At 69.7% G+C, this 26,995-nt stretch carries 26 protein-coding genes and 4 pseudogenes; 16 read left to right on the top strand and 14 right to left on the bottom strand.

Annotation, left to right across the window (positions count from 1 at the left end; genetic code table 11):
- Nucleotides 1-21: 21 nt before the first annotated feature.
- The 3 genes and pseudogenes from MQP27_RS20790 to MQP27_RS20780 all read left to right on the top strand — a co-directional run bounded on the left by MQP27_RS20790 (nucleotide 22) and on the right by MQP27_RS20780 (nucleotide 4,055).
- Nucleotides 22-1,023 (top strand): hypothetical protein, encoded by a 1,002-nt coding sequence (locus MQP27_RS20790; protein WP_242766791.1) that lies wholly within the window; start codon nucleotides 22-24, stop codon nucleotides 1,021-1,023.
- Nucleotides 1,023-2,996 (top strand): aconitate hydratase, encoded by a 1,974-nt coding sequence (locus MQP27_RS20785; protein WP_242766790.1) that lies wholly within the window; start codon nucleotides 1,023-1,025, stop codon nucleotides 2,994-2,996. Before MQP27_RS20790 ends, MQP27_RS20785 begins: the two co-directional genes overlap by 1 nt.
- 395 nt (nucleotides 2,997-3,391) lie before the next feature.
- A pseudogene (locus MQP27_RS20780) lies at nucleotides 3,392-4,055 on the top strand (phosphoribosyltransferase).
- Here the strand turns inward: MQP27_RS20780 and MQP27_RS20775 are convergent.
- The 3 genes from MQP27_RS20775 to MQP27_RS51695 form a co-directional block, all read right to left on the bottom strand.
- Entirely contained in the window at nucleotides 4,012-4,473 is a 462-nt protein-coding gene (locus MQP27_RS20775) for a lipocalin-like domain-containing protein (protein WP_242766789.1), read from the bottom strand. The pseudogene MQP27_RS20780 and the gene MQP27_RS20775 overlap by 44 nt on opposite strands.
- Nucleotides 4,460-5,086 carry a gamma carbonic anhydrase family protein gene (locus MQP27_RS20770; protein ID WP_242766788.1) on the bottom strand — a complete coding sequence of 209 codons (627 nt, stop codon included), beginning with the start codon at nucleotides 5,084-5,086 and terminating at the stop codon, nucleotides 4,460-4,462. Before MQP27_RS20770 ends, MQP27_RS20775 begins: the two co-directional genes overlap by 14 nt.
- A gap of 600 nt (nucleotides 5,087-5,686) precedes the next feature.
- Nucleotides 5,687-5,929, bottom strand: a complete 243-nt coding sequence (locus MQP27_RS51695) for an HNH endonuclease (protein WP_372511278.1) — start codon at nucleotides 5,927-5,929, stop codon at nucleotides 5,687-5,689.
- A 122-nt stretch (nucleotides 5,930-6,051) separates the two neighbouring features.
- Between MQP27_RS51695 and MQP27_RS20765 the strand changes: the two genes are divergently transcribed.
- On the top strand, nucleotides 6,052-7,578 hold the full coding sequence (locus tag MQP27_RS20765) for a hypothetical protein (RefSeq protein ID WP_242766787.1): 1,527 nt from the start codon (nucleotides 6,052-6,054) through the stop codon (nucleotides 7,576-7,578).
- 118 nt (nucleotides 7,579-7,696) lie between these two features.
- Here the strand turns inward: MQP27_RS20765 and MQP27_RS20760 are convergent, their stop codons facing one another.
- A complete protein-coding gene (locus tag MQP27_RS20760; protein WP_242766786.1) occupies nucleotides 7,697-8,149 on the bottom strand; it encodes a hypothetical protein in 453 nt (150 codons plus the stop codon).
- A gap of 93 nt (nucleotides 8,150-8,242) precedes the next feature.
- On the opposite strand from MQP27_RS20760, the pseudogene MQP27_RS51910 reads away from it, so the two are divergent.
- A pseudogene (locus MQP27_RS51910) lies at nucleotides 8,243-8,404 on the top strand (ISL3-like element ISMdi2 family transposase); the annotation flags it as partial.
- Nucleotides 8,405-8,574: 170 nt separating this feature from the next.
- Here the strand turns inward: MQP27_RS51910 and MQP27_RS20750 are convergent.
- A complete protein-coding gene (locus MQP27_RS20750; protein WP_242766785.1) occupies nucleotides 8,575-9,090 on the bottom strand; it encodes a DUF6248 family natural product biosynthesis protein in 516 nt (171 codons plus the stop codon).
- On the opposite strand from MQP27_RS20750, the gene MQP27_RS20745 reads away from it, so the two are divergent.
- On the top strand, nucleotides 9,074-9,268 hold the full coding sequence (locus MQP27_RS20745) for a peptide deformylase (protein WP_242766784.1): 195 nt from the start codon (nucleotides 9,074-9,076) through the stop codon (nucleotides 9,266-9,268). The two genes, MQP27_RS20750 and MQP27_RS20745, sit on opposite strands and share 17 nt — an antisense overlap.
- Nucleotides 9,269-9,358: 90 nt before the next feature.
- Here the strand turns inward: MQP27_RS20745 and MQP27_RS20740 are convergent, their stop codons facing one another.
- Nucleotides 9,359-9,949 (bottom strand): cation efflux transmembrane domain-containing protein, encoded by a 591-nt coding sequence (locus MQP27_RS20740; RefSeq protein WP_242767142.1) that lies wholly within the window; start codon nucleotides 9,947-9,949, stop codon nucleotides 9,359-9,361.
- 416 nt (nucleotides 9,950-10,365) lie between these two features.
- Nucleotides 10,366-11,082, bottom strand: coding sequence for a class I SAM-dependent methyltransferase (locus MQP27_RS20735; RefSeq protein ID WP_242766783.1), 717 nt, complete (start codon nucleotides 11,080-11,082; stop codon nucleotides 10,366-10,368).
- A gap of 32 nt (nucleotides 11,083-11,114) precedes the next feature.
- Between MQP27_RS20735 and MQP27_RS20730 the strand changes: the two are divergent.
- The 6 genes and pseudogenes from MQP27_RS20730 to MQP27_RS20705 all read left to right on the top strand — a co-directional run bounded on the left by MQP27_RS20730 (nucleotide 11,115) and on the right by MQP27_RS20705 (nucleotide 17,485).
- Nucleotides 11,115-12,158, top strand: a pseudogene (locus tag MQP27_RS20730) (recombinase family protein).
- Nucleotides 12,155-12,586, top strand: a complete 432-nt coding sequence (locus tag MQP27_RS20725; protein ID WP_242766782.1) for a thioredoxin domain-containing protein — start codon at nucleotides 12,155-12,157, stop codon at nucleotides 12,584-12,586. The pseudogene MQP27_RS20730 and the gene MQP27_RS20725 overlap by 4 nt, the downstream one beginning before the upstream one ends.
- Nucleotides 12,587-12,678: 92 nt before the next feature.
- Complete coding sequence (gene mihF, locus MQP27_RS20720; RefSeq protein ID WP_242766781.1) at nucleotides 12,679-12,990, top strand: integration host factor, actinobacterial type; 312 nt, start codon at nucleotides 12,679-12,681, stop codon at nucleotides 12,988-12,990.
- A gap of 94 nt (nucleotides 12,991-13,084) precedes the next feature.
- Nucleotides 13,085-13,228: a hypothetical protein gene (locus MQP27_RS20715; protein WP_242766780.1), complete on the top strand. Its 144-nt coding sequence runs from the start codon at nucleotides 13,085-13,087 to the stop codon at nucleotides 13,226-13,228.
- 710 nt (nucleotides 13,229-13,938) lie between these two features.
- A complete protein-coding gene (locus MQP27_RS20710; protein WP_242766779.1) occupies nucleotides 13,939-14,274 on the top strand; it encodes a hypothetical protein in 336 nt (111 codons plus the stop codon).
- Between the two features lie 439 nt (nucleotides 14,275-14,713).
- Entirely contained in the window at nucleotides 14,714-17,485 is a 2,772-nt protein-coding gene (locus MQP27_RS20705; protein ID WP_242766778.1) for an NACHT domain-containing protein, read from the top strand.
- A gap of 442 nt (nucleotides 17,486-17,927) precedes the next feature.
- On the opposite strand, the gene MQP27_RS20700 is transcribed toward MQP27_RS20705, so the two are convergent.
- The 4 genes and pseudogenes from MQP27_RS20700 to MQP27_RS20690 all read right to left on the bottom strand — a co-directional run bounded on the left by MQP27_RS20700 (nucleotide 17,928) and on the right by MQP27_RS20690 (nucleotide 19,820).
- Nucleotides 17,928-18,809 carry a WD40 repeat domain-containing protein gene (locus tag MQP27_RS20700; RefSeq protein ID WP_242766777.1) on the bottom strand — a complete coding sequence of 294 codons (882 nt, stop codon included), beginning with the start codon at nucleotides 18,807-18,809 and terminating at the stop codon, nucleotides 17,928-17,930.
- 116 nt (nucleotides 18,810-18,925) lie between these two features.
- Nucleotides 18,926-19,324 (bottom strand): annotated as a pseudogene (locus MQP27_RS51690) (WD40 repeat domain-containing protein); the annotation flags it as partial.
- A 73-nt stretch (nucleotides 19,325-19,397) separates the two neighbouring features.
- Nucleotides 19,398-19,601: a hypothetical protein gene (locus MQP27_RS20695; RefSeq protein ID WP_242766776.1), complete on the bottom strand. Its 204-nt coding sequence runs from the start codon at nucleotides 19,599-19,601 to the stop codon at nucleotides 19,398-19,400.
- 3 nt (nucleotides 19,602-19,604) lie between these two features.
- Nucleotides 19,605-19,820 carry a hypothetical protein gene (locus MQP27_RS20690; RefSeq protein ID WP_242766775.1) on the bottom strand — a complete coding sequence of 72 codons (216 nt, stop codon included), beginning with the start codon at nucleotides 19,818-19,820 and terminating at the stop codon, nucleotides 19,605-19,607.
- A gap of 295 nt (nucleotides 19,821-20,115) precedes the next feature.
- Here MQP27_RS20690 and MQP27_RS20685 point away from each other — a divergent pair, with 295 nt between their 5' ends.
- The 4 genes from MQP27_RS20685 to MQP27_RS20670 all read left to right on the top strand — a co-directional run bounded on the left by MQP27_RS20685 (nucleotide 20,116) and on the right by MQP27_RS20670 (nucleotide 23,843).
- Complete coding sequence (locus tag MQP27_RS20685) at nucleotides 20,116-20,343, top strand: hypothetical protein (protein WP_242766774.1); 228 nt, start codon at nucleotides 20,116-20,118, stop codon at nucleotides 20,341-20,343.
- An 855-nt stretch (nucleotides 20,344-21,198) separates the two neighbouring features.
- The gene (locus MQP27_RS20680; protein WP_242766773.1) at nucleotides 21,199-21,417 is read left to right on the top strand and encodes a hypothetical protein; all 219 of its coding nucleotides are present in this window, start codon (nucleotides 21,199-21,201) and stop codon (nucleotides 21,415-21,417) included.
- Nucleotides 21,327-22,787: an ISL3 family transposase gene (locus tag MQP27_RS20675; RefSeq protein ID WP_308289962.1), complete on the top strand. Its 1,461-nt coding sequence runs from the start codon at nucleotides 21,327-21,329 to the stop codon at nucleotides 22,785-22,787. The genes MQP27_RS20680 and MQP27_RS20675 overlap by 91 nt, the downstream gene beginning before the upstream one ends.
- 114 nt (nucleotides 22,788-22,901) lie before the next feature.
- Nucleotides 22,902-23,843 (top strand): YobF C-terminal domain-containing protein, encoded by a 942-nt coding sequence (locus tag MQP27_RS20670; protein ID WP_242766771.1) that lies wholly within the window; start codon nucleotides 22,902-22,904, stop codon nucleotides 23,841-23,843.
- A gap of 581 nt (nucleotides 23,844-24,424) precedes the next feature.
- Here the strand turns inward: MQP27_RS20670 and MQP27_RS51015 are convergent.
- The 3 genes from MQP27_RS51015 to MQP27_RS20655 form a co-directional block, all read right to left on the bottom strand.
- The gene (locus tag MQP27_RS51015) at nucleotides 24,425-24,550 is read right to left on the bottom strand and encodes a hypothetical protein (RefSeq protein ID WP_278196450.1); all 126 of its coding nucleotides are present in this window, start codon (nucleotides 24,548-24,550) and stop codon (nucleotides 24,425-24,427) included.
- 315 nt (nucleotides 24,551-24,865) lie between these two features.
- Nucleotides 24,866-25,120 (bottom strand): hypothetical protein, encoded by a 255-nt coding sequence (locus tag MQP27_RS20660; protein WP_242766770.1) that lies wholly within the window; start codon nucleotides 25,118-25,120, stop codon nucleotides 24,866-24,868.
- Between the two features lie 517 nt (nucleotides 25,121-25,637).
- Nucleotides 25,638-26,987, bottom strand: coding sequence for a sugar efflux transporter (locus tag MQP27_RS20655; RefSeq protein WP_242766769.1), 1,350 nt, complete (start codon nucleotides 26,985-26,987; stop codon nucleotides 25,638-25,640).
- Nucleotides 26,988-26,995 lie beyond the last annotated feature (8 nt).

Raw genomic sequence — 26,995 nt, 5'->3', positions numbered from 1 at the left:
CACTGGTTCCCGCCGGCCGACGTGCACACCGACCTGCTCTTCCCGGCCGACGCCGAGCGCACAGACGAGGGCCCGGAGTCCTGGAGCGTGGTCGTGGGCTGCCGCACCGCGCCGGAGGCGGTCACCGGCCCGCCCGCCTCGCACCCGGACGCACCGCCGCTCCAGGACCACATAGTGATCGACTTCGCCGCGATGGACCGTTGGTTCGAGGAGGACGAGCCGCTGTACGCCGGTCCGCGCGACCCTTATCACCGGGTGGACGTCGGTCTGCTGGAGCGCAGCGGGACCGTCAGCGAGTGCCTGTACACGGGCGACAGGGAACGGGCCCGCTGGCCGGCCGTCGAGCGGTGCGCGGGAGGACCGGCGATGACCGGGACGCAGAACACGACGGAAGCGGGGCTGGTCGTTGTCACCGGCGGCAGCCGCGGCATCGGCGCCGAGGTGACAGGATGCGCTGCCTGGTGTTTGCGCACTTCCGATGGGGCCACTCGTGCTCTCGAAACCGCCAGTCGACCCCAGTCCTGTTCGGGGAGGCGCACGACGATGGCGCGCATGCTCGTCAAGGGCGACGACCTGGTCGTACGGCTGGCCTGGTGGGAGAAGGCGGCCGTGCGTCGCCGTGACGTGCGTGTGCCGCTGGCGGCGGTGCGCCGGGTGACCGTCGAACCGGACTGGTGGCGGGCCCTGCGCGGCATCCAGGAGCAGGGCAGGTGCGTCCCCGGTGCCCTGTGCCTCGGCACGCGCCGTCACCAGGGCGGGACGGACTTCGTCGCGGTGCGGCCGGGCCGGCCCGTGGTGTGTCTGGAACTGTGGCCCTCCGCTCCCTTCCGGCTTCTCGCCGTCGCCGCCCGGGACGAGGCGGAGGGCAGGGACCTGGCCGACAGGCTCCGTCGGAGTGCGCCGGAGGTCGATTCGTCCACGCGTTGGCGCCAGCCGTTGCCCGTGCCCGAGGAAACGGACCGGCGTTCTGCCGGGATGTCTCTCCTGGGGCCCGCGACGCCGGACGAGACCCGGAGGACGTGATGCGTTCCCACGGCACGCTGGCGCACCGGCTGATCGCCGGCCATCTCGTCGAGGGCCGGATGGAACCCGGCGAGGAGATCGGGCTGCGGATCGACCAGACGCTCACCCAGGACGCGACCGGCACGCTGGTGATGCAGGAGCTGGAGGCGCTCGGCCTGGACCGGGTCCGTACCGAGGTCAGCGTCCAGTACGTCGACCACAACCTCCTCCAGGCGGACGAGCGCAACGCCGAGGACCACGCCTTCCTGCGCTCGGCCTGCCGCCGTTTCGGGATCTGGTACTCCAAACCCGGCAACGGCGTCTCCCACCCCACCCACATGCAGCGTTTCGGCGTGCCCGGCCGGACGCTGGCCGGGTCGGACTCGCACACCTGCGCCGCCGGATCACTCGGCATGCTCGCCGTGGGGACGGGCGGCCTGGAGGTCGCGCTCGCCATGGCCGGGCGGCCCCTGTACGTGACCATGCCGGAGATCTGGGGGATCCGCCTGACCGGCCGCCTGCCGGAGTGGGTCAGCGCCAAGGACGTGGTGCTGGAGCTGCTGCGACGGCACGGCGTGAAGGGCGCGGTCAACCGGATCCTGGAGTACCACGGCCCGGGACTTCGGCAGCTGACCGCCATGGACCGGCACGTCATCGCCAACATGGGCGCCGAACTGGGCGCGACCGCCTCCGTGTTCCCCGCCGACGCCGCGGTGCGCGACTTCCTGCGCGCCGAGGAGCGCGAGGACGCCTTCCGTGAGCTGGCCGCCGATCCGGACGCCGCCTACGACTGGACCGAGGAGATCGACCTCGGCTCGCTGGAGCCGCTCATCGCCCGCCCCACCTCGCCCGGCAACGTCGTACCGGTGCGCGAGGTCGCGGGCGAGCCCGTCGGACAGGCGGTCATCGGCTCCTCCGCCAACCCCGGACTGCGGGACTTCGCCGTCGCCGCCGCGATCGTCGCCGGCCGCCAGACGGATCCCGGCGTGAGCTTCGACGTCAACCCGACCTCCCGGGAGATCCTCGCCGACCTCACCAAGACGGGCGCCACCTTCGACCTGATCGCCGCCGGGGCCCGCATCCACCAGGCGGGCTGCCTGGGCTGCATCGGCATGGGGCAGGCCCCGGCGCCCGGGCGCAACAGCCTGCGCACCTTCCCGCGCAACTTCCCCGGACGCTCCGGCACCGAACAGGACGTCGTCTGGCTGTGCTCCCCGGAGACGGCCGCCGTCGCCGCCCTCACCGGCGAGATCACCGACCCCCGTGACTGGGCCGCCAGGGAAGCCGTGCCGTACCCGCGCCTGCGCCTGCCCGAGCAGGCGTCGGTCAACCGCGCGATGCTGGAGCCGCCGCTGCCGCCCGAGCAGACCGCCCGGATCACGCTGGAACGCGGCCCCAACATCTCCGGCCTGCCCGACCTCGACCCGCTGCCCGACACGCTGGAGGGCCCGGTCCTGCTCAAGTGCGGGGACAACGTCTCCACCGACGAGATCTCACCGGCCGGGGCGAAGGCACTGCCGTTCCGCTCCAACATCCCCAAGCTCGCCGAGTTCACCTTCACCCGGATCGACCCCGACTACCCCCACCGCGCCGCCGACCTGTCCACCGACGGCGGGCCGGGCCGTCACTTCGTCGTCGGCGGGGAGAACTACGGCCAGGGCTCCTCCCGTGAGCACGCCGCCATCACCCCACGCCACCTCGGGCTGCGCGCCGTCGTGGCCAAGTCCTACGCCCGCATTCACTGGCAGAACCTGACCAACTTCGGCGTCCTGCCACTGGAGTTCGCCGATCCGGCCGACTACGACCGCGTCGACGCCGGCGACCGGCTGTGGCTGGAGAACCTCCACACCGCCCTGGCCCCCGGAGCCGAACCCCGCCTGCGCCTGCACAACACCACCAAGGACGAGGCGTACGAGGTCCGCCACCGCCTGTCCGACGGCCGCCGACACACCGTGCTCTCCGGCGGGACGATCGCCGCCCTCGCCCAAGGCTGACCCGGCCCCTGCAAAGACAGCCGGCGGCGCGCACTCCCGCAGCGGACTGCCCGTAGTCACGTGAACCACGCCTTTCTCCTGAAGACACGCGGGTGTTCCGTGCTGCCGGCCTGTGACACTGCGTCAACTGATCGAGCGGTGGCCGAATCGGACCGTGGCCCTGTCCGTGAACGCGGGTGGCCCGGACGAACTGCTGCTCCCCGCCGAAGAAGCGCGACAGCTGCTGCTTCCACCTGGTGTGTGTACGGCCCCGCGCGGGTGCCCAGCGGTGGCGAAGGAGGCGGGGCAGGACGGGATGGTTTGCGCGACTGCGCGAGCGGGTTCCAAGGTCCAGGTCGTGCCCGGAGCCTGGACGTCGGCTGTCCGATGACCGTCGTGGAAGGGGTCCCGGGCGCATGCAGTTCCGTGACCGCAGGCATGCAGGGCGGGAGCTCGCCGCGCGGTTGCGCCTCCAGCAGGAGAAAGGGCGTACTGGCTCATCCGGTCGCCCTGGCCCTGCCCCGCGGCGGCGTGTCGGTGGTCCGCGAGGTGGCCGAAGCCCTCGAAGCGCCGCTGGACGTGCTGGTCGTCCGCAAGATCGGCGTGCCGTTGCAGGCGGGGTTCGGCGTCGGCGCGCCGGCCGGGGACGATCCGCTGCTCTTCGACGAGCAGGCCCTGGATCGGATGGGCCTGCGCGAGAGGGCCTTGTCAGACGTGGTGGAGCGCGAGCGGGCGGAGGCCCACCGCAGGGAAGAACGCTACCGGCACGGTCGTCCGGCCGCGGATGTCAGGGGACGTACCGCGATCGTCGTCGGTGACGGCGTGGCCACCGGATCCATCGGGCGCGCCGCGCTGCACCATGTCCGCCGCCAAGCCCCCGCGCACGTGGTCCCGGCGGTGCCGGTGTGCTCGCCGCAGGCCGCCGAGCTGCTGCGAGGCGAAGCCGACGAAGTGGTCTGCCTGCACCGGCCGGACACGTTCAGGGCCGTGGGACAGTGGTACGAGGACTTCGAGCAACTGACGGACGAGGACGTCCTCAAGGCACTCCACGGGACGTCCGCGGAAGCTTCTCCCAGATGATACGGACCTGTCCCCACGACGTGTCGGCGTCCAGGACCAGCCTGCCGTCCTCGAAGCGGTAATGGCGCACCTGCCGGGTGCCCACGAGGTTGGGGAACCAGCTGGACTCGATGTGGTGGATGACCGTATCGGCATCGGTGTCGAGGGTGAAGGTGCCGAAATAGCCGAAGTAGCCCGGCCACGCGGCGGCCCTCTCCTCGGCTGTCGCCCTCCGCCAGTCGTCACTCGCGAATCGCGGCATGCGCGCCCGGACCAACTGGGCCGACACGTGGCCGGTGGCGGTGTACATCAGCTGCCCCACCGCGTCTTCTCCCAAGGGGTAGGACACGCTCCCGGCCGTGTCGACGGACTGCCAGGTCACCAGACGCCATGCGCCCAGCAGTGCGGACCGGACGCGGTCGGCCTCATCTGTGATCATGCGTGGATTCACGTCCTTCGTGACCGAGGATCACGTCCTGACGATGGAAGCCGTAGAACTCGCTCTGCCGGGCCATGATCTCGCGCATCGAGGTGCCGCGCGGGACCCCGTACACCGTGCCGGGGAAGTCCAGCTCCCGTTGTACGGCCCAGATGTCCTCGTGCCGCTCGGGCGAGAAGAACTGGGCCGGATCGCCCACGGCGATCCATCCGATGGGTACGACGGCCTCCGGCTCCAGCCGGGAATTGGCGTGCACCACACCGTTGATCCGTACCTCGGCAGCGGCGCCCACGACCGAACCCGGGAACACCGAGACGCCGGTGGCGAGGAACACCTCGTTCTCGACGCGGGCGCCGTTGACGTGGGCGTGCGGTCCGATCAGCACGGCGTCCCCGATCACCGCCGGATGCGCCCTGCGGCCGCGGACCAGGGCGTTCTCCATCACCACGGTGCTGGCCCCGACCGTCACCTCGCCGTCCTCCGCGGTCAGCACCGCCCCGTGCAGCACCCGCACACCCTCACCGAGCACAACGGCCCCGCACACCGTGGCGGAGGCCGCGACATAGGCCGAATCCGGTACGACGGGCCTGCGGCCCCGGTGCTCGATGAGCATGGTGTCTCCTCTCGGTATGGCACCTGCGGTTCAACGGCGGACAGCAGCCGTTTCCTCGATCAGGCGGAGGATCGCCTGGGCGGTTGCCGCTGACGCCTCTCGGGGGGTGGGGAAATGACCGCCACCGGGCAGCAAGCCACGCTCGTACGGGCCGTCGAACCGTTCGGGGACACCTCCCGGCTACGGATGTCGTCAGGCCGGCCGTGCATGGCCACCAGAAGCCGGCCGTCCGCCGGGCCGCTGTCGTCGTACGCGATCCGCAGGACCGGCGTGTCTGTCTGGCCCATCACACGGCCGGGTAGCCCCTGACCCGACGGCCGAAACACCCATGCCGGACACACGGCGGGCGGGGCGGCCGGTGTTCGTGGGGCCGCCGCTGGGTCGTCGAACCCTCACCGAGGAGGGCGTGCACGGCCGCGTGATGCTGCTTGACCCGGACGGCCAGCCGGCCCACGCGCGATGCGGGCGGGTGCATCACCTGGGGCGCCGTGCCGGGGGCGGGTTCGGTTGTGCCAGACGGTACTGGTGGGCCGTCGGCGAGGTGCCTGCTGAGCAGGTCCTTTTCCCACGACCCCCAGCCCGAACGACGCATGCGACTTGTCACCGCACGTCGCTCTCCAGTGACTGCTCCGTGAGTGCTGCGACGGATCTTCCGTGGATGTCCGCGTGACAACTTCCGCAGACCACAAGGGTTTTGCGGTGCCGCGCGGCCATGAGATGTGCCCCCGGTGGTCGGTTTCCCAGTCGGCCGAGGTCAGCGAGTTTGGCGACGTGGCGGACTTCCACCTCATCGACGCGCCCGCATGCCTCGCATCGTCCGGCGAGGAGCCGGCAGAGCGGCACCCGTCCGTCAGCTGACGGACGCTCGGGCGCAACCTTCCGGTGTTCTGGCGTGTCCACGTAGTGTGCTGACGATACGCAGAACCTGGCGGACAGCGGCGGCCGCCGCTTTCGCGACCGCCGCTATGGCGGTCGCGACCCCGACCGCACAGGCCGCCGGAACGACGCTCGTCCTGGACGCCCAGGAGCACTACTACCTCCCCACCGTGGGCGAGGGCCCGAACCTGGACCTCGGCATTACCGCCTCGGGCGGGGACGCCCATGACGTCTCGGTCGCGGTCGACGCGTCGTCCCTCGCCGGGAAGGCGACGATGGTGGTCACGGGGGACTGCGTGAGCACCGGCACCCTGAAGGTGAGGTGCGACGTGGGCCCGCTGTCGGGCAGGGCGTCGATCGACCCGTTCTTCCTGAAGCCCACCGCGGCCGTCAAGGCGGGCGACACCGGTGCCGTCACCTACACCGCCACCGCCTCCGACGCGGCCACCGTGACGGGGAAGACGGACGTCCTGGTCGGCGGGCCGAAACTCGTCCGTCGGCCCTACCCGGCGCTGAACGGCATCGCGCCCGGCGCCGTCTTCGAGCGCACCCCGGCCTTCGCCAACACCGGCACAGCCTCGGCCGACAAGGGCGTCATGCTGCTGGTGCAGGAATCAGAAGGCGTCTTTCTCGCCCGTGACCACTCCAACTGCCACTACTCGGACGGGCCCGACGTCGGCGCCTGGTGCCGGTTCGACACCCCCGTCGCGCCCGGCGCGGCCTACGAGACGGACGCGCCGCTGCGCTACACCGCCTCCAAGGACACGATGTACGGCTACAACACCTACGTCGTGTGGCCGGTGGGCGGCACCGCGCCCGACTCCTTCGACCCGTCCGACTTCCCCGCGACCGGCACCGGCGCGCCGCTCGGTCTGAAGTCCGTCGCCTCCGGCTCCGGATTCACCGGCTCCGGGTACGGCACCTTTGCCACCACCCAGCACGCCGACTACCAGGCGCTCGGTGACACGGTCGAGGGCAACGTCGGCGAGACGGTGAGCATCACCGTGGGCGTGCGGAACAACGGGCCGGGCCGGATGGGCTTCCGCTGGACGGACGCCGACAACTCCGGCACATACGTGGTGACCCCGCCCGCCGGGACCACCATCACCGGCGCCCCCGGCCCGGGCGAGCAGGGCGACCCCGGGCCGCTGTGGAACTGCACACCGGGCAAGGCCGGCGCGAAGAGCTACACCTGCGACATCGGCAGCACGGACTTCCGGCCGGGCGACTTGGTGACCCAGGATTTCACGGTGCGGATCGACCGGGTCGTGCCCGGCGCGCGGGGCAGCCTGCGGGCGGTGGAGAACCCCGAGTACCCCAATCGTGACAACGACGCGGCGAACGACACCGCGGCGATCACGGTGAAGGCCACCGGCTCGGCGACATCCAGCCCGCCGCCCAGCGCCTCCGCGTCCCCGTCGGCCACGGCCACCACGAACCCGTCCGGCTCCGGAGCGGGAACCAGCAGCGGGACGACGACTGGCCGCGGGCTCGCCGCCACGGGTGCGGACGGAGTCCTGCTGCGGGCGGGCACCGCCGTCCTGCTGGTGGCGGGCGGCGCACTGGTGCTCCTGGCGGCGCGGAGGTCGTGGCCGCAGGGCGTCAGCGGCCGATGAGGCATTCTGTCACCTCGCGAACCGCATTTCGTCGGTAGCGGTACAGGCCGACGGTGTCGATCCGGTAGCGGTCTTCGGCATCGAGCAGCAGGTAGTCGGCCAGCTGCCACGCTTCGGTCTACCGGAGCAGCAGCCCGTCGACGGCGAGGTCGGCGTCCGCGGTGAGGTGGTGGGTGGAGAACGTGGGTCCGGGCGTGGAGTCCTCCGGGAACGGGCGCGCACGGCCTGCAGCGGGCCTGCGGCGGCCTTGTGGAGGGGCGACGATGTCGGCCACCATGGTGCAGTGCGGCAGCTGGAACAGCCGTTCGAAGGTGAAGGTGCCGGGGTCCTCGCGTGCGGTGATGGACAGCGGGGTGTAGGCGAACCCGATCGGGGTGCGGTAGTTGACCTGGTACCAGGCCGCGGCGATCAGCAGGCGGGCCAGGTCCTCCTCTTCGTCCTGGCCGCCGTCTATGGGCAGGTCGCGGTCATCGAGCTGCAGGCTCGGCACGGTCTCCTTGAGCCGGTCGGCGAGTTCCTTGCCCACGGTGCGCATGAAGCGAGCGCCATCGAGGCGCTTCGGAGTCGTCACGTGTGGACGGTAGGGAGCAGCACTGACGCCCCGTCACCCGCAAGCGGGACTGGAGGGAGCGTCGGCGAAGGATTCACCGGCACAAGGGGGTGCGGCCTCCGTCAGGACTTCGATGCCGTCGCCGCCGGCCTCACCTTGGAATGGAACTCGGGCAAGGTCGAGGGCAACGTGAATCGGGCGAAGCGAATCAAGAGGGACGGATACGGTCGCGCCGGATTCGATCTCCTCCGCCTGCAGATACTCCTTGCCGACTGAAGGCCATCACCCTCCGCAACCGCCCCACAAGAAGTGGATCAGAACCATCTTTGGTGGCCGCCCACACTCTCCCCCGACAACCGCCGCGTCCGCCCCACCGGCCGCATGATCTCCTACCACCTCGGCGAACTCACCCTGCGGAGACGGGAGCGTCTCCTGGGCGGGGAACGTCATGGCGTATCCCCGCCCGTGGACTCCTCCGGCGCAACGACGCCGGTAAACAGGGAGAGCTGTCCGTCCGGTGCGGACACGGGTGCGGACGCCGGGCAAGGCGCCGTCGACCGGTGGGTGGTCGGCACCTCGTGTGTCTCGGGGACGTCGGCGGCGGCCTTGTCTGCTGTGGTGTGCGTTTCGTGTGTGCACGGGCAGATCCAGCGGCAGGGCTGCTGGTCGGGGCCGTAGCGGATCACGGCGACGACGAAGCCGCCGCGGTCCGTCATGGTGCCAGCGTGCTCGTCGACGCGGGGGCTGGCTGCGCTGATGCACTGGTCGTGGTGGCGGGTGCGGCAGGAGTGGCAGAGGCTGGCCTCGCACGAGCACCAGCGGCGGAAGCCGTGGGGGTAGGCGTCGTCGATCTTTCGCAGTGCCTTGGTCCAGGCGTCCGCGCGGACCCAGGCGCCCTCCTCCTCGGGCATGGGGGAGGCCACGGTGGAGGGGACGAGGTCGAGGATGCCCGTCGAGACCACCGCGCTCGACGGTACCACCGTGACCACGGTCTACGAGCGCGGCCTCGCCCGGCTCATCGCCCACGAGATCGACCACCTCGACGGCCTGCTGTATCTCAACCGGATGCGGCCCGGCGTCGAGCCCCTGCCCGTCGAGGAGTACAGGCAGACCGGCCGGGCCTGGGCGTACGAGCAGTAGGCGTCAGCCGCCGAACGGATCTCCGGGGCGGGAGGCAAAGGCCCCGTGACGGCCCCGCCCCGGTCTGTCTTCCTGGCCGCCGCGCGGGCGTCAGCGGTTGCTGGAGAAGATTTCCCGTACCTCGCGCGCGGCGTAGTAGACGAGCACGTAGCCCGCCAGCGGGTCGGCCCACCACCAGCCCAGCGCGGCGTTGAGGACCAGGCCGAGCAGGACGGCCGCGGCAAGGAGCCCGTCGATCAGGGTGACCCGGCCCTCCGTCCTGAGCACCTGATTGTCCAGCGCCTTCCCGGTACGGGCCTTACCTGCGGCCAGCGCGAACATCACCGCAGCGGTGACCGCGGTCCAGGCGATACCCAGCGGCGAGTGGTGCGCGTGGTGGCCGGTGGCCAGCACCACGGAGGACTGCACCAGCAGATAGAGCGCCAGCATGGCGAACGCGAAGCCGATCAGCTGCATCGCCCTGCGCTGGCGGGCTTCACCCGTGCCGGACAGCTCCCAGACCACCACGGTCGACGCGCCGATCTCGATCAGAGAGTCCAGGCCGAACCCGGCCAGAGCCACCGACCGTGCCGAGAAGGCGGCGATGGCCAGCACCACGATGCCGACCACGTTCCACAACAGCGTCGTGTACTCCAGGGCGAAGCCCCGGCGGAGCAGGATCTTGCGGGCGGTGTCGTCCATCGTGGTCACCGCAGGAGTGTCCCAGCCAGGCCGCTCGGAGCAGAGGTCAGGGGGCTCAGCTCACCCGCAGGCACCGATCGGCATCTGACGCGCTCGCACCGCCGCGGGCGCAGTTCTCACAAACGGGCCCTTTGCCCGAGCAAGATCAATTACAGTCCGTTGGAGATCGCCAAGACCCCGATCGGTTCGCAGAACCTGTTCTCGCTCAAAAGTGGGTCGGACCCCCTTCTCAGACTTGCATTGTGCGAAAATCCGGGCCCATGACGGACCCTCAGCAGCCTTCCCCAACTGTGACTGAGCGCTTCAGTTGGCCAGTGAGCACTCCAGTTGGACATTCCAAGCTCAACGCGGTGCCATCGCTGTGACTGATGCGCGGTCGCCCGATTCGGGTGGGGGCCTCGCGAACCCAACCGGAATCAGCAGAACGTTCGGAACTCCTTGAAGTCCGGCGTCGGGCGCGGATCGGGCAGCCGGTAGGCGCCGGTCCGCGGCCGACTGCTGGCCGGGGCGGCGGTGCCGTCGGCCAGAGCGCCCGGTATCGGACGCCACCCCAGATTGGTCTCGAAGTACGCCACGGCAGCGCTGACCGATGGCCACCAAACATCGTCGAGCAGCACGACGCCGCCAGGTCGGACGATCTCCCCCAGGAAGTGGAGGTCGACGAACACGTTGTGGAAGTGGTGGCTGCCGTCGACGAACGCCGCGTCCGCGGCGAAGCCCGCGTCGGCCAACCGGGCAAGGAACCGCTGCGATGGCTCGATCACCAGCTCGGCGATGTCGTCCAGGCCCGCACCGCGCAGCAGCTCCCACCCGACACCGTCGTACGCCGTGAACTGGAACGGATCGATCACCACATGCCGCGGGTTCCGTGAACCGGCGCGCAGCAGCGCCTCGCCGATCGCCAGCGCCGAACTGGCATAAGCGAGTCCGATCTCGATGACCGTGCCGACCCGTTCGTCCACCAGGAGGTCACGTACCTGATCACAGTCGCGCTCCGGCAGCGTGACGGTGGCGAAGTCCGGGCTCCCATCGGGACTCCGCGGCGGCCCGTGCTCGGCGAGCTCGCGGCGAACGGCGGCCACTCGATCCGGCCACTCGCCTGCAACTCCGTCCGGTTGCACGATCGAGTTCACTAGGACACTCCTTCTGGCTGAGGGCACGGGACGTGGCCAACTGTGACACTCAAAGCGGCCAACTGAAGCGCTCAGTCACACCAACCGACCGGTCGGACGCGGACGACGTCGAACAGCACGCCTGTCCGAAGTGTGACGCGCAGCCCGGCTCGCCGTGCCGCTCGCGCGGCGGCGCGGTCGCCTCCGCCTACCACACCCGCCGCTTCACGATGGTGCCCCGGCTGGAGAAGGCGCTGCGGGTGCCGACCCCGGCCGACCGCGGCCCGGGCCGGCCGTGGCGGCTGGGCACCCCGCCGCCGGCGCCCATCGATCCGGACCTGCCGAGCGCGGACATCCGTATCGGCTACGCGAGGTGCTCGACTCTCGGGCAGGAACTCGACTCGCAGCTCGACGCGCTCAGCAAGCACGGCATCCCGAGGGAGAAGATCTTCAGCGAGAAGATCAGCACCCGGGTACGGGTCCGCCCCCGGTTCGAAGAGGCGCTGAGGACCGCGCGGGAGGTCAAGGCGCACGCCCCGCACTGCCGGGTCATCTTCACCGTGTACGAGATGAAGCGGCTCGGCCGCGACGCCGCCGAACTCACCGCGCTGGCCGACCACCTCACCGCCCACGGCCTGGTCCTGGAGATGCTCGCCGGACCCCTGCCCGGCATTTAAGACCCCACCGGCCCCGGCAAGCTGCTGTTCGCATTGTTCGCGGCGATGGCGGAGACGGAGCGGGAGAACATCCGGGAGTCGACACTGGAGGGGCTCGACACCACGGCCCGCAAGGGCAAGCACGGCGGCCGGCCCCCGGTCATCACCGACGACATGCTCCACACCGTGCTCCGGCGCCGCGCGAACGGCGAGTCCGTCGAGGAGATCCAGCCCGACCTGATCATCCCCACCGGCAAACGCAAGGGACAGAGCCCTTCCGTCGCCAGCGTCTACCGGGCGCTCGCCGAGCACGCCAAGCGCGAGGCGTACCCCGCAGCCGTCGAGGCGGCGCACGCCGACTTCACCGCCCTGATCGCCGCCGACGGCATCCCGCGGCCACGTCCGACCGAACGCGCCCACACCCCAGGGAGTAACACGTGATCCCCGGACCGCACCGCACCAAGGGCGACTCGCCCCAGCTCGGCGCCCTGCCCGGCCAGGTCGGGCCGTTCGGCCCGTACGACACCGGGACGCGCGACCCTGGAGGCATGGAGATCGAGGTCCTGGTCGTGCCCGACTGCCCCAACCAGCAGCTTGCCGAGCAACGGCTGCGCGAGGCCCTGGCCGATGCCGGGCTGAGCGCCACGGCCGTCACCACCCGCGTGATCGCCGACCAGGCCGAGGCCGAACAGGCTGGGTTCACCGGCTCCCCGACCATCCTCATCAACGGCCGCGACCCCTTCGCCGAGCCCGGCGCCCCCGCGTCCGTCGCCTGCCGGATCTACCGCACCCCCACCGGAATCGCCGGGGCACCCGGCACCGGCCAGCTCCGGCAGGCCCTCCAAGCAGCTGCCGAGGATGCGGACTGACCGTGTAAACCCCGTAAACCTGCCGGTCAACGGCCCGTGTGCGGAGCCATGATGGGCCCGCTCACGTTTCGCACGACGAGAGGATTCCCCTCATGGCTCTGCCCCCGCTCAGTCCCGAACAGCGCCGGGCCGCGCCCGACAAGGCCGCCGCCACGGGCAAGGAGCGGGCCGATGTGAAGGGCGCCCTCAAGCACGGCACGCTGTCGCTCGCCGAGGTGCTGGCCAGCGACTCCGAGGCCGTCCGCAAGATGCCGGTCCGCCCTGCTCGAATCGCTCCCGACATCGGCAAGGTCCGGGCCGGCAAGCTCCTCGCCGAGATGGGGATCTCCGACAGCCGCCGGGTGCGCGGCCTGGGTATCCAGCAGCGCGAACGCCTTCTCGAACGGTTCGCGCCCAAGGGCTGACCGGTGGCGCCCTGTCGGTCGGCGCCCGGCTCCGGCAGGGTGGAGACGCCAGAACGACGCACTCGTCGCGCTCCGCGAGGACTTCTGCGCCAACGTGCTCTCGCAGTTCTGCGACGAGGTGCGCCTCGGCCGCGCCGCTGTCCTGCGCTGGGCCCGCGGCTGGTACCTCCAGCGCGGCATCACCGACCTGCCCACCGCCCTGCGCGAACTCCCGCCGCTCGTCGACATCGACGTCTGACCGGCACGCCGCCGAGGACCCCGGCGGTCAGCCACCGCCGGGGTCCTTGGGCGTTGCAGCCCATTGGCCCGCCGCGAACGGCACGCCTACGGGCGCGGCCAGGCGGCCGGGGTGGTCGGCGGCAGCGGGATCTCGTCCAGCCGCAGCGACCGCTCCCGGCCATCCTCATCGGGCAGGCAAAACCGCACGTCCCCGGCCTCGTCCGCCCCGTACGGGGCATCCCCGACCGAGCAGGGCCCGCAGCCTCGGGTAGGGGGCCTGCATCGCCCGCCCGCTCCTGCTCGGTCGGCGGCCTCACCGCCGTCTACTGGATCAACCGCCCGGCCGGATGCCTGTACGTCATCGACATCCGTCTGGCTCGGATAACCCGCCCCATCGACGAACGGTTCCGCCCCCGGCATGCCAGCTGCCGGGTGCGGAACCGAAGCATCACCGAGCTGCTGCACAGCGATCTCGCTGACATGGCCGGCCAGCCGGGCCCGGGCCTCAGCCAGGGCCTGTTCGGTGTCGGCGCGGACGGCGGGGCCAGGGTTTCGAGGAAGGGGCCCCTGCCGTCGCACAGCAGTCGTACAGGGTCGACGGTGCCGGTGCGCTGGGCTGCCTCCAGGCTACTGTCGGGCGGCTGGGGCCGGTGCCGGCCGGACATCCGGCAGCGGGTGCACGTCCGCCGACGGGCGATGAGTCCCGCCACCAGGAGTCATACTGAAGCTGTGACCGTGGACCACGCCACCGCTTCCCGCTGGGCCCATGTGGCCGAGCGTCTGCCCTCGCATCTTGAGGAGCTGTCCGGCCCCGCGACCGGGACGGTGGAGCTGCCTCTGCATCTGGCGTGGTCGGGGTTGAGGCGCTTCGAGGTGAGCGACGAGAAGCTGCTGCTGGGCCTGTACCGCATCGTGCTCACGAACGGCCTGCGTGACGACTTGACCGGTTACCTCAACGCCGACCTGCTCGTGAGGTATTGGCCACGGCTGCGCATCGCCCTGGGCAAGCCCGTACGCATCTGCTGGGAGCAGCGCTTTCCCGAGTTGGCCGCCGCCGCGGCATGAGCCGTCGCGGTATGCCGTTATCGCCGTGACCTGTCTTCTGCGAGCCTTTCCCGCTCTGGGTGGAGCGCGTGATCCCGGCCGGCTGAGCCACGGCCGTCGTCTGGTGCCGGCTCGTGGCAGGTCGGCAGCCCGGCTGTTCAGTGTCGCCTACCTGCCTGGCGTGCATGGTCAGTGAGGGTCAGGCTGGTTGCGGCGGCGGGCCGTCATCGCCTGGTACACCGTCAGGCTGGTGTTGATCAGCGCTGAAAGCCCGGTCATGATCGCTGCCAACGCGTCTAGGGTCTGCACCGTTTCTCACTCCTCGCCGCCCTCTGCCGTCCCTGGAATGTCCTGGGTTTGACGGCCTGCACACAATTGACGTCTTGTCGGGACACGGACTCCAGCGCGGTGGAAAATGCTGGACGGACGTGGACGGACGTGGACGGGGGAACGGGTCTGCATGCAGCAGCAGGACAACCCGGCGGTGCAATTCGGCGTGTGGCTTGTGCAGTTGAGGGCCAGCGCAGGCCAGCCTTCCTTGAAGGCCCTGTCGGAAGAGACGGTGCACGTTCCGCACCCGTACCAGGTGTCCAAGTCGACGATGGGCACGGTGTTCCAGGGGCTCCGCTTCCCGTCGCTCGACGTCGCCGTGGCCGTCGCCGGAGCCTGTGCGCGGTATGCGGGCTGGGACGCGGCACGTGTGGTCGAGGTGCAGCGGGATTGCCGGCAGCGCTGGAAGCAGGCCAAGGCGGCCGATGAGGTCAGGCTCTTGGAAGCGGCGAGCAAGGCAGTGTCGTTCGTCCCCAAAGACCTTGAGTTCATCACCCGGTATCAGCGAAGCGTCGTGCCATTGCTCGACACGATGGAGTTGTTCGGCGTCACCCTCAGTCGGCCTGACTTCCAGTACCGGATGAGTACCTCCTACATCAGCCTCACCGTGGAAGAGAGAGGATCTGGTGGCCGTGTCGGGGAGGGACCGCAGCGCGTCGAGGACGCCATCGGCACCTCCACACGTGTCTTGCTGCGAGGCGACGCGGGATCAGGGAAGACCACGCTACTCAAGTGGCTGGCGGTCGCCTCGATACGACGGACGCTGCCGGGAGCTATGGCCGCCTGGCAGGGACTGGTGCCCTTCTTCCTCCCGCTGCGCCGGTTCACGGAAGGCGACCTGCCTGGTCCCAGCAAGTTCATGACCTACGCAGGAGGCATGATTGTCGACCAGGCCCCACCCGACTTCGTACACAAGGTCATGGACAGCGGACGCGCGCTTGTGTTGATCGATGGGGTGGACGAACTGCACGCCGACCGCCGGGACGAGGTTCGCACCTGGCTGCGTCAGCTGACCGGGATCTACCACAACTGCCACTACGTGATCACTTCGCGGCAGGCCGCCGTTGATGAACTGTGGCTGCGGCACGAGGATTTCGACTCTTTCGAGCTGGCTCTGATGAGCCTGGGTGACCAGAACCAATTCATCCGGCACTGGCACGGCACCATGCGGGAGGCGGCAGCGAGCGAAGACCAGCAGCAGCGTCTCACTGCACACGAGCATGCGCTGATCCACTGCTTGGCCCAGCGCCGTGAGTTGCGCAGGCTCGCGAGCAACCCCTTGTTGTGCGCCTTGTTGTGTGCCTTGCATTGGGATCGAGCCATGCATCTGCCCGACGACCGGATCAAGCTCTACGAGGCGGCGCTCGAAATGCTGTTGGTCCGCCGCGATCAGCACCGGCAGATCGATGATGGGGGACCTCCCTTGCGCACGGGGGTGCGCGAGATGCTGCTGCGCAAACTGGCCTATTGGATGATCCGTAACGACCGGGCAGAGCTGTCCGTGCAGGAACTCGTCGACCTTGTCCGGGGCTATCTGAAGACGTCGGTCCACCAACCGCCGGACGCGGAACTGGTAGCCAGGCAGCTTCTGGTGCGCACGGGCCTGCTGAGATCCCCGGCAACGGGCCGGGTGGACTTCGTGCACCGCACCTTCCAGGAGTACTTGGCAGCCGAACAACTCCTCGACGAGCGGGATCTCGATTTCCTGGTCAGCCACGCCCATGAGGACCAGTGGCAGGAAGTCGTCGTGATGACCTCCGGCCGCGCCCGTGATCAGGAACGGAACGAGCTGATCAGAGCATTACTGGAACGCGCCCGCGCGGAGCCTCGCTACCACCTGCGACTGACGATCCTCGCCGTCGATTGCGTCACCGGCGCTAGCTCCCTCGACCCCGACGTACATCGTGAGGCACGGCTCCGGGCCGCCCAGCTGATCCCTCCTCAGGACCTGGAGCAGGCCACCGCGCTGGCTGGCCTTGGGGAGGTCACGCTGGACCTGATGCCCGGGCCCGAGACCGGGCTGCGCCCCGACGTGGTAAACGCGATCTTGCATACCTGCCGACTGGTCGGCGGCCCTTCGGCGATGCGGACCCTGGCCCGGTTCACTCCAAACGCCACACTCGCCGTGGAGCGGCAGCTGCGGACGATGTGGCCTGAGTTCGACCCGACCGAGTTCGCCCGCGTCGTGCTGTCCCCACTACGCTGGGAGGAACGGCTCCAGGTGGGGGCGACATTCCTGGCACATGTAGGGCATCTGGCTCATCTCAAAGAGCTGCAGGTGTCCGGACCTGCGGATAATTACGCCGCTCTCGGCCGCTTGGCGGAGCTGCGATACCTTGCTATCGACCAGCCCGCACCATCACTGCCACACCTGCTCATGCCACCGTCACTGCGGACACTGGTTGTGGAGGGCGCAGTGGAACACAAGGCGTTCCTAGGCCTCGCTCAGGGCCGCCTTGAAGAGCTCTCCTTCGGCACCGCTCCCTGCCCCGACTGCCAGATCACTCCGTGGCGGATGCTGGAGCAGTGGCCCGACGAGGCGCGTAGGGGCATTCGAACACTGACCGCGGAGCGCGACGTGATCGACACTGCGCCGTCGGCCATCGCGGATCGGCTTCCGGCATTGTCTTGGCTGCGTATCAAGCGGGCTTGGGACGCCCGCTTTAACCATGTGGCGACCTTTCTGGAGATCCTCGAGGAACTGCCCTACCTGGTCACCTTCGAGCTCGAAATGAGCCCCGACCACACGCCGAGCCTGTCCCAGATGGTGTCATCGTTCCCCCACTGGCGGCCCCGTCGTGGGCGTCCCCTCACCGAGGGGGTCACCTGGGTTTTCATCCGCGCCAACAAACCCATTCCCCGACGCTCGCCGCCACATACTGGTGCACACACACCGGCGTAGCAAACCGTCGTATCCCATTAATGTCGTGGGGCCCGGCGGCCCCGGCCACGGCCGGACTCACGCCCGGCCGCAGAGGCAGGATGCGACCGTCCGCGGCGTGCCGGTGAGGCGTTCTACGGCAACTGTCATATCCCCCTTCAACGGAACGGGGTGAGCTGCACGCCGTTTCCTGGAGTTCCCGGACTGTCCCGCAATCCCGCAACGGTGATGCCGGTCTCCGGTTCGGAGTCACCGTTCGCCCTGTGGGTCGTACGATCCAGGGACGCTGTCCGGCGGTTTCGCGCGATGGGTTCCACGCGACACTGAGCGCTCGTGAAATGGGCCCAGAGGAGCGCCCGCGTGGCGGCCCTACGGGACGTCCTCGACGACTCCAAGCGGCACCCCGCGCGGACGAACTCGCTGGGTTCCTACTCCTGGGTAGACCCGGCGTACGTGGCAGTCGTCAGTGGCATGGTGGGTCGAATTCCAGACCGCTGAGGTGACGGTTCCAGGTGTCTGGTGTGAGGGCCCGGGCGATGGCGGCGCAGATGGTCTGCACGCTGTCGTCGGGGCTGAAGGCCAGGGTCCAGACGCGCTCGGGGAGGGTGGCGAGGGGGCGTTCGGTCACTGTGGGGCGTGTGGGGTGAGTGATGTCCCACAGATGGATTTGCTGGTCGTAGCCGCCGGTGGCGAGGAGACGGCCGTCGTGGCTGATCGCCAGGGCCTTTACGGTGCCGGCATGGCCCGTCAGGGGTTGCCCCAAGGGTTTGGACCACTGGCCGGGGGCCAGTTCCCACAGGCGTACGGCTCCGTCGGACGCTGCGCTGGCCAGTGTCCGGCCGTCAGGGGTGAACGCAACTGATTGCACGGAACCGTTGTGGCCGTTCAGCTCGACAAGGAGAGGTGGGTGGGCGGGGTCGGCCACGTGCCATAGAAGGACGCTGCGTGGTCGGCCGGCCGTGGCGAGCGTGCGGCCGCTTGGGCTGAACGCCAACGCTGCACTGCCTTGAACGTTGTCGGTGAGCGGTGTGCCCATGGGCTTCGCCCGTCGGCGGTCGTGGACGTCCCACAGCCGCACGGTGCCGGCGTCGTCAAGGCTTGCGAGTGTGCGGCGGTCGGGGCTGAACCGGACGGCTTGGATGGCCTCGGTGTGGCCGGTGAGCGGTCGGCCGAGCGGAACGGGGCGTGCGAGGTCGGTGACGTCCCACAGCTGCCCAACGCGGTCCAGGCCCCCGGCTGCCAGGGTCCGGCCGTCCGGCGAGAGCGCGATGACCGCACCCGTACGGGCCTGGTCGCCGTCGCGTGGGGTGATCGGCTCGGGGTGTGCGGGGTTCGTGACCGCCACGCGGTCAGGTACTGGCCGATTGTTGCGGCCAGGAGCCGGTCACCGCGGGGGGTGAACGTGAGCGAGAACGCCCCTTCGTCGTCGTCGATCACGGTGTCGGGGAAGCTCCACAGGAGGATCGTGCTGTCGTCGTGTCCGCTGGCGATCGTTCGCCCGTCGGGGCTGAACGCCACTGCCTCGACGGGCGAGGCGCGCCCGGCCAGGGGTAGTCCGAGCGGGGTCGCCGTGTCCGGGATGCCCACACGCCAGCGTCGTACGGCGCAGTCGGCCGACCCGGCCGCCAGGGTTTCGCCGTCACGGCTGAACGCCAGGCTTGTGATTGCGCCGGTGTGCCCGGTCAGTGGATCGCCGAGCGCCTTGGGGTGGGAGCGGTTGTCCAGGTCGAGCAACGTCACGGTGCCGGTCGTCCCGGCAGTGGCGAGGGTTTTGCTGTCGGGGCTGAATGCGAGCGTGGCTACGGATTCGCCCCACACGGTCGGTTTGCCGAGCGGATCGGGGTGCGCGGGGTTGGTCATGTCCCAGAGGTGCAGTTCCTCGCCCCGGCTTGCGGCGGCCAGGGTCTTGCCGTCCGGTGGGCCTCGGCCATGGTCAGCCGCCGGTGATGTGCTGGTCGCGGCCTGCCTGGTAGATACGGGCGCTTCCGGACGCTTCGGCCCGCAGCGTCTGCGTGCCGACGTTGTCGGAGCCTTCGTCGGGCCGGGCGAGTGCGGCGGCGAGCAGTGCGCGCAACTCTCCCGCGGCTGACGGGTCGTGGCGCAGCAGCGACTGCAGCCTGATCCGCCAGTCCGACACCAACTACTCCTCGGCCTCCGCCGCGGCCTCCGTGGTGCCCTCATCGCGCGCGGCGAGCAGCCGGCGCCGGGATGCGGCGAGTTCCTCGTCGATGACGTCGGCCTGGTCCGGGCGGGCCCGGCGCCACAGGGCCACGACGGCGGCGCGGGCGTGGTCCCAGGTGTCGGTGGCGATGGCTCCCACGAGAGCCGTTCCTGCCGAGAGCACGATCGGGTCCATGGCACTTCCCCCGTACGGTGCCCGGACCCTCCCTGGGCGCGCGAGCCCGTACTTCACCCTAGAGCGCGGCTCACGAGATGCGGCATACACGTATCATCCGGGCGCTTTCCGGGACGTCTCAACTGCTCTGATGTGTCCCGTAAGTGAGGCCCCGTCACAAGGTCGGTCCGACCACGGACGTGATCACGTGAGGCGAGTCGCTCGGTGGATGGTTTCTGGTCCTCGACGTGGCCGGGGCCTGGCCCCGGGCCCTCCGCTCGAGGCCGGCCAAGGTGGCCGCCGCCATACCGCCACGGTGGACGCCGACGAAGTGATCACCCTGCCCGGTGGAGACCCCTTCGACAGTGCCGACGAAGCCGGAAAGACCGTGTGCGGCACCCGCCGCTGCACCGGCATGGCCTTCGGGCATGTCGTCACCGGCGACGGCCGGTGCCTGTCCCTGCGCGAGGTCCGCGATCAGGCCCAGCGACAGGGGCTGCCACTGCCCGCAACCGGTAACTATGCGGTGACCGTCACGGCCTGACGCTCATGCGGCCGGTGGTCCTGTCGCGGTGGCCAGGGGTTCAGACCGTGGCTGCCACTGTGAGCACCGTGATGTGTGCACAGGCGGCGTCTGCCTCCGGCGTTCTCCCTGCACCACCTTTTGCCTGCGGCGCCTGGTGCGGGGTGGTGTGGGGTCGCAACTCGTCGCGTGGGTGTGTTGGTTGATGGCGGCACAGGCCTGGTGAGCTGGCCGTTGTGCGCGTGCGCCCAGGCGGCTGTCGCTTTTCTGCGGGGCGGCGCCGGCGGGGGCGAGCGTGGGTGACAGGCCGGCCGGCTGTCCCATCCGATACGAGGTCAGGACGTCAACTATGCGCAGCAGAAGTGTGAAGACGCGGCGGTGTTGCCGGTTCGGGGCGAGCGAGTGGTGGCCGTCGGTGGTCAGCGGCGGGGTGAGCGGGCTGATGCGCACTGTGGTCGACTGGCTGTTCGCCGGGGAGGTCTGCCGGCTCGCCGGCCGGGGGTCGTCCGGCGCAGGGCGAGGATCGTGGCTGTTGCGGGCGGCGGGAGAGGGCGAACTGTGCGCGTTGACCGGTGAGTTCGAGAGCGTTGCGGGGGCGGGGCGGGCACGATGGTGGCGTGCAGGATGAGCGCGGTGGGGGAGGTCGGGGGCGGCCCGCGCGCAGTGGGCGGATGATTCCGCGTCCGGTGCCTGGCTATGTCCACGAGAACCGGGCTCTGGCACAGATCTTGGGGAGCGGTTGCGGAGAGTAGCCGCGCGGGGTGCGGGTTCGGGTGAGACCGCGTACGCCCCGCCGCCCGGCGGACGGGTGTGACGCTCCATCAGGTTTGCTGCTGTCCCCGCCGGAACTGACCGTGGTCGGGGACGGTGCTGGTCATGCAGGCCGACACATCGTTCTGGGACTCGCTGGTGTTCGACGGTATCGACGACGTGGACGTCGAAAAGGTGACCGCGGCCTTCGGCACGGTCGACATCGCGGCCAGAGGCCGGGCGGCCCGCGCGGTGTGTCCGGACTGCGGCCGGTTCTCGGATCGGGTGCACGACTCCTACCACGCGGACTCAAGGATCTGCCGCTCGCCGGGCAGAGCGTTGTGATCCGTCTGACGGTCCGTCGTTTCATCTGCGGCACAGCCGACTGCCCGCGCCGGACGTTCGCCGAACCGTTCGCACGGCTGACCGCCCCGTATGCACGCTTCACCACGCGGCTCGGTCACGTTCTGGAGCACGTCGGGCTCGCACTCGCTGGACGAGCCGGCGCCAGGCTGTCCGCCCAACTGGCTTTCCCAGTCGGACGGATGACCTTGCTGCGCAGGGTCATGGGGTTGCCTGACCCGCGGCCCAGCACACCGCGCGTGCTGGGCGTGGACGACTTCGCGACCCGCCGCGGGCAGACCTACTCCACCGTCTTGACCTGCGGAGAGACCCACCGTGTGGTCGACGTGCTCCCGACGCGCGACTCCGGTCCGCTGGCCGCATGGCTGGCCACTCACCCGGGCGTAGAGATCATCTGCCGGGACCGGGCGGGCGCCTATGCCGAAGGCGCACGGCTCGGCGCTCCCACCGCGATCCAGGTCGCCGACCGGTTTCATTTGTGGCAGGGCATCGGCCGGGCCGTGGAGACCTGCGTCGCCGCCCACCGCGAGGACCTGAGTGCACCACCGCCGCCTCCACAAGAGGGCGTTGAAACGTCGAACGGCAATTCGGAGCGCATCGAACCGGCCCCTGACGGCCGACGGGCCCAGCGCAAGAAGGCCGCGCACGCCATGGTCCACGAACTGCTCGCCCAGGGCTACTCGCGCAGGGCGACCACCCGGCATCTGGGCTGGAGCCTCAACACCGTGCTGCGCTACGCACGCGCCGCCAACTGGCAGGACCCCCTTCGAGAGAACCGCCCCCGACCCAGCCGGCTGGACCCCTACAAGCCGTACCTGGAGCGGCGGTTCGCCGCAGGCTGCACGAACGTCACCCGCCTGCACCGCGAACTCACCGCCGAGAACGCCCCCGTCACCTACCAGATGGTCCGCGCCTACATCGCCACCCTGCGCGCCGCACCGCCGCAGGCGCCGCCTCCTCCACCGACCGTGCGGCGGGTTACCGGCTGGCTCACCCGCCACCCCGCGACCCTGAGCGAAGACGAGCACGCCGCGCTGAAGGACGTACTGGCCCGCTGCCCCGAACTGGAAGCCGCTGCCGCACACGTCCGTGACTTCGGCGAGATCCTCACCCACCGGCTCGGCTCCACGCTCCCCGCCTGGATCGACGCCGTCGACGCCAGCCAGCTGCCCGGCCTCACAGGCTTTGCTCTCCACCTGCTCCGAGACCTCGACGCGGTGACCGCCGGCCTCACTCTGCACTGGAGCTCCGGCGGCACGGAAGGCGCCGTGAACCGCATCAAGAAGATCAAAAGGCAACTCTACGGACGAGCCGGATTCGAGCTACTCCACAAGTTGATCCTGCTTCAGTAGCTATGCGTGACCGCTCCTCCAAGTGTCAAATCGAGTTTCTGATGTCACTCCGGGACGACTGCTTCTGCAGGGCACTGTCTTGCCATGGAAAATTGAAAATGCAAGGGTCCGTGCATGACACTTGCATTCAGCGGTTCGTCCCCTTACTGCTATTCCAACTCGCTGGCGATGGTCCTGGGGACCGACGCGCCTGCGCCTTCGGCAATTGAGGTATTGACCGGATCTCCGTTCGGTGCTCAGTTCACCGAGGGCGGACTGCCCCACTTCGATCCGTTCGGGTGGGATCCTGACCTCGGGCTGGACCAAGCCCTCGATCTGCTCGGCTGGACATGTCGGCGCACGAGCGGCGGCGAGGCGACGGAGGCCATCGACCGTCTGCGGCAAGCCAGCAGGTCGGGGCCAGTGCTGGCTGGCCCTGTCGATAGCGGGTTGCTCCTGCATCAGCCATGGTCCGCGGGGGAGGCCAATGGCAGTGACCACTGGGTCGTGGTGCTCGCCGTGGACGATGAGCAGGTGCTCTTCCACGATCCCGACGGCTTTCCTTTCGCCACGTTGCCCATTGGCGCCTTTGCTGCTGCGTGGAACAGCCGGCTGATGGAGTGTGCGGGCCCCTTCACTATGCGCAGCGATTTCCGGCGCGTGCGTCAGGTTGATGTCCTTGCCGCGCTGCGGAATTCGCTCCCGGCAGCGCAACGATGGCTTGCTGGTGGCCGACAAGACGAATGCCAGACCCAGCCGGATGTCCTGGGCCAAGGTGCCGCGGTGGAACGTCTCGCTTCCCAGATACTGGCTGGGTTGGATGACCGTACTCATGATCATCTGGCTGGCTTCGCTGTCCGGGTCGGCACCCGTCGTCTTTCCGATGCGTCACTGTGGCTGGGCCAGGCGGGTGCGCGTAATGCCGCTGAGACAGCCGGTTTCCAGGCCCGGCTGCTGGGAAGCGTGCAATACAACCTTGTTGCGGGTGAGAGGCAAGCGGCGGCAGCCATGCTCCGGCAACTCGTAAACAGCTACGGTCACTTACGCAATGAGCTTGGGGCGGCTATCGGGAATTGATGCCTGCACAGCTGGCATCAGCGGAACCACTCCCCAAGCTGGTCCTGCCTCAGTGACCCTCCGCAAATCCGGCCGTAGCAAGCTCGTTGGGTGATCAGGCCCAAGGCCCCGCGCATGGCCGCCCAGCTGATCGACGAGCAGACCAGCCCGGGCTCGATGAAGGGGGTCGGCGATGAGTGCCCAGCCCCGACGACCGTGTTGCACGCGCCTTGCGCGACCTGGCCATAACGGTTCGAACTGGTCCGACTGGTTGAGAGTTCCGGTGTGAAGTGGCTCCGGCTTCCGGTCTGCGGCGGCCCCGGCCGAGGCCGCTTGGACGGGTGCAGGTGTCACTTGCAGACCTCGGTCTCCAGGCGGGGTTCGCCGAGTTCGTTCCCTGACCACATAGACCTGGTGGTTGCCGAAGGCGACGCGTGCGGCGAGATCCCGTGTCAGCTCGGCCGGGTGGCGGCCGTAGGCGACCGCGTACAGCGATTCCTGGGCGAGGTTGAGAGCGGTGAGGAACTCGCCGTAGAGCGCACGCCTGTTTTCCGGGGACTGGGTCTGGACGTCCGCGGCCCCGGCGGGCCCGATCGGCCAGTTCACCCGATGACCCTACGAATCCCTTGCTCGGACCTCTGCGGCAGGTCCGAGCGCGGGGAGCCTCGTTCCCAGCGGATGCGCAGGCGGCGGAAGCCGTGCAGCCAGGCGATCGTGCGCTCGACCACGTGACGGAAGATGTCCAGGCCGGTGCCGTGGGGTTGGCCAGGTGAAGCCGCCTTCCACGACCCCACCGCGAACGCCACCCGCACCGCTCCGAAGCCATGATCCGCCCCGCGGTGATCGACCTCATGGCCCGCAGACCCACCGGCGAAGCCACCCCGGACTGGCGCGGAACCTGACGCGGGACCAAACACGAATCACCGGACCGAACAGCAGGTGCCTCCCGTGTCGTGCCGACTGCCCGCGGCGTTGTCAAAGCGCGCGGGCGGCGGTTCGGCCGGACCGGGAGATCGGCCGGCGAGCCACCGCCGGGGTGTTCGTCATCTGCGGTTCTTCAGCAGGGGAATGAGGTCCGGCCACGGCTTGTAGTCCGCGTAGTCACTGCCGCAGGGATGCAGCGCGAGTTCCTCGGCGGTGACGTCGATGCGACCGCCGTTGGCCTCGAGGTGGCGGAGCATCCGGCGTGACTCGTCGACGGTGTCCGGATAGGTGAGGTGCCAGTCGCCGGACGAGTACGCCTTCTCTCGCTGGATGAGCCGTGGCAGGACCGAGTCGTTCCACTCGAAGTGGTGCACCTGCGGGAATGCCTCCTCCGCGGGCAAGGGCCGCCCTGCGTCCGTCCCGTGCCGGCCCAGGTGCAGGGGCACGCTGCCGCGGGCGGGCGTCCTTTCGACGATCCCGCTCCTGGCACGCGCAGGGTCAGCAGTCCGGCCAGCGGGTACTGCTCCCAGATCGACACGTCCGGCTGCAGCGCCGGCAGATTCCCATCGGCGGCCACCCGGTCCAGCAGGGCACCCTTGACATGGTCGTACCCGCCCGCCTCGCAGGCGGCGATGACGTCGGCCGGGTGCCGCCGCATCCGGGCCCGGATCAGATACGCGTTCAAATCCTCGTCCCAGGGGCCCTGGTGCACGGCGGCGAAGGAGAACCCGTGCTGAGCCACGACCTCTTGCGACCGCTGGAAGTCCGGGTCGTCGAACGACTTGATGTGCCGGGCGATGTGGAAGGACTCGCCCCCGAGGTCGCGATAGTGAGTGATGGCGGCAGCCAGCAGACCGGTGTCGACGCCGACGACCGACACGAAGCGAATCGTCACGTCAGGTCTCTCCCGTCTTCCTCTGTACGGCTCTCGATACCGTCTGTCGATGGGGCGTACCGAAGCGAAGCTCCCGGGGCGCGTGTCGGTCCGTCGTCCGCGCCGCGCGCAGCCCGGCGGCACAGCAGGAGCACGGCGGCGAGCCCGCAGAGTCCGGCGCAGATCCAGAACACGTCGCGGTATCCGGCCTGCGCGGCGACGACCCCGGTGAGAGCTCCCGCCAGCAGTTGGGCGAGGGGGAAGGTGGACGAGTAGAGCGCTGACACGGAGCCGGTGCCACCGGGCACCTCCTGCTGCACCACCACCATCGGGATGCTGGTCACCACCGCGGTCCACATGGCGTTCGGCAGCTGGAGGGCGATCAGGACCGGCGCCGAGCCGGCCACCGGCAGCAGGCAGAAGAAGACCACGGCGAGGACCACGGCAGCGGCCACGAGGCGCAGCTTTCCGATGCGGTCGGCCACCCGGCCCACCGCGATCATCAGGGGGATCTCCAGTGCCGCGCAGACCCCGGCCATCACGCCGACCAGAGCCGCCGACAAGTGCAGGTCCTCGGTGACGTACAGGGCGATGGCGATGAGGTACATCTGATCCGCCACATTGACCGCCGTGACGGCGCCGAGCAGCAGCCGGGTGCGGCGCGGTACGACGGCGAGGGCTCGACGCATCCCCGACAGCCGGCGTTCGCCCCGCTCACCGGCGTCGTCGACCACCGGTCCGGGCGGCGCGGGCACAGCCGGCAAGAGCCAGCGGCCGAGCAGCGCGGCCAGCAGGAGCAGACACGCGACGCTCGTGTACAGGAGCCCGAAACCCGTGTGGGCCAGCAGGAAGAGACCGGCCGGCGGGCCGACCACCCACCCGGCGGAGAAGACGGACCGGACCGCGGAGCTGAACGGGGTCACCTCCCTGCGGGTGGACTCGGCGAACTCTTTGACATACGCGAACAGCTGGGAGATGTACGCGTCATTGAGGCTGAGCAGCACCGCCCCGGTGGCGAACACCAGCGCGTAGTCGCGTACGGCGGTGAACGCCAGCGCACCGGCGACCCCGGCCAGCGCGGTCGCGGCCAGGGCAGCCCTTCTGTCGGTCACCCGGTCGGACAGCCATCCCGTGACCAGGCTGATGCCGACGGCGGCCACGGCGCAGCCGGTGAAGTACAGGCCGATCAGTCCCGGCCCCGCATGGACCGCGTCCGCGAGGAACAGGCTGGTGGTGGTGCCGAACACCGACATCGCCACGGCGTAGCACCCCGCGGCGACGCCCAGTGACGTCGCCGTCCGGCTGAACGGGCGCGACCTGGGCGGACCGTCCGCACGTTCGGGTCGGGCGAAACGGGCGAGCTTCACATCACTCC

The sequence above is a fragment of the Streptomyces cylindrosporus genome (genome assembly GCF_022698165.1).
Lineage (GTDB): Bacteria > Actinomycetota > Actinomycetes > Streptomycetales > Streptomycetaceae > Streptomyces > Streptomyces cylindrosporus.
The sequence above is the reverse complement of the archived record's forward strand: the minus strand, read 5'-3'. Positions and strand labels throughout refer to the sequence as shown.

Excerpts from the sequence above, each read along its gene's own strand:
- MQP27_RS20775 (WP_242766789.1), bottom strand. The coding sequence starts at position 4,473 with ATGATCACAGATGAGGCCGACCGCGTCCGGTCCGCACTGCTGGGCGCA.
- MQP27_RS20680 (WP_242766773.1), top strand. The coding sequence starts at position 21,199 with ATGCAGGCCGACACATCGTTCTGGGACTCGCTGGTGTTCGACGGTATC.
- MQP27_RS20670 (WP_242766771.1), top strand. The coding sequence starts at position 22,902 with ATGACACTTGCATTCAGCGGTTCGTCCCCTTACTGCTATTCCAACTCG.
- mihF (WP_242766781.1), top strand. The coding sequence starts at position 12,679 with ATGGCTCTGCCCCCGCTCAGTCCCGAACAGCGCCGGGCCGCGCCCGAC.
- MQP27_RS20770 (WP_242766788.1), bottom strand. The coding sequence starts at position 5,086 with ATGCTCATCGAGCACCGGGGCCGCAGGCCCGTCGTACCGGATTCGGCC.
- MQP27_RS20740 (WP_242767142.1), bottom strand. The coding sequence starts at position 9,949 with ATGGACGACACCGCCCGCAAGATCCTGCTCCGCCGGGGCTTCGCCCTG.
- MQP27_RS20765 (WP_242766787.1), top strand. The coding sequence starts at position 6,052 with ATGGCGGTCGCGACCCCGACCGCACAGGCCGCCGGAACGACGCTCGTC.
- MQP27_RS20785 (WP_242766790.1), top strand. The coding sequence starts at position 1,023 with ATGCGTTCCCACGGCACGCTGGCGCACCGGCTGATCGCCGGCCATCTC.
- MQP27_RS20690 (WP_242766775.1), bottom strand. The coding sequence starts at position 19,820 with ATGGACCCGATCGTGCTCTCGGCAGGAACGGCTCTCGTGGGAGCCATC.
- MQP27_RS20745 (WP_242766784.1), top strand. The coding sequence starts at position 9,074 with ATGCCCGTCGAGACCACCGCGCTCGACGGTACCACCGTGACCACGGTC.
- MQP27_RS20705 (WP_242766778.1), top strand. The coding sequence starts at position 14,714 with ATGCAGCAGCAGGACAACCCGGCGGTGCAATTCGGCGTGTGGCTTGTG.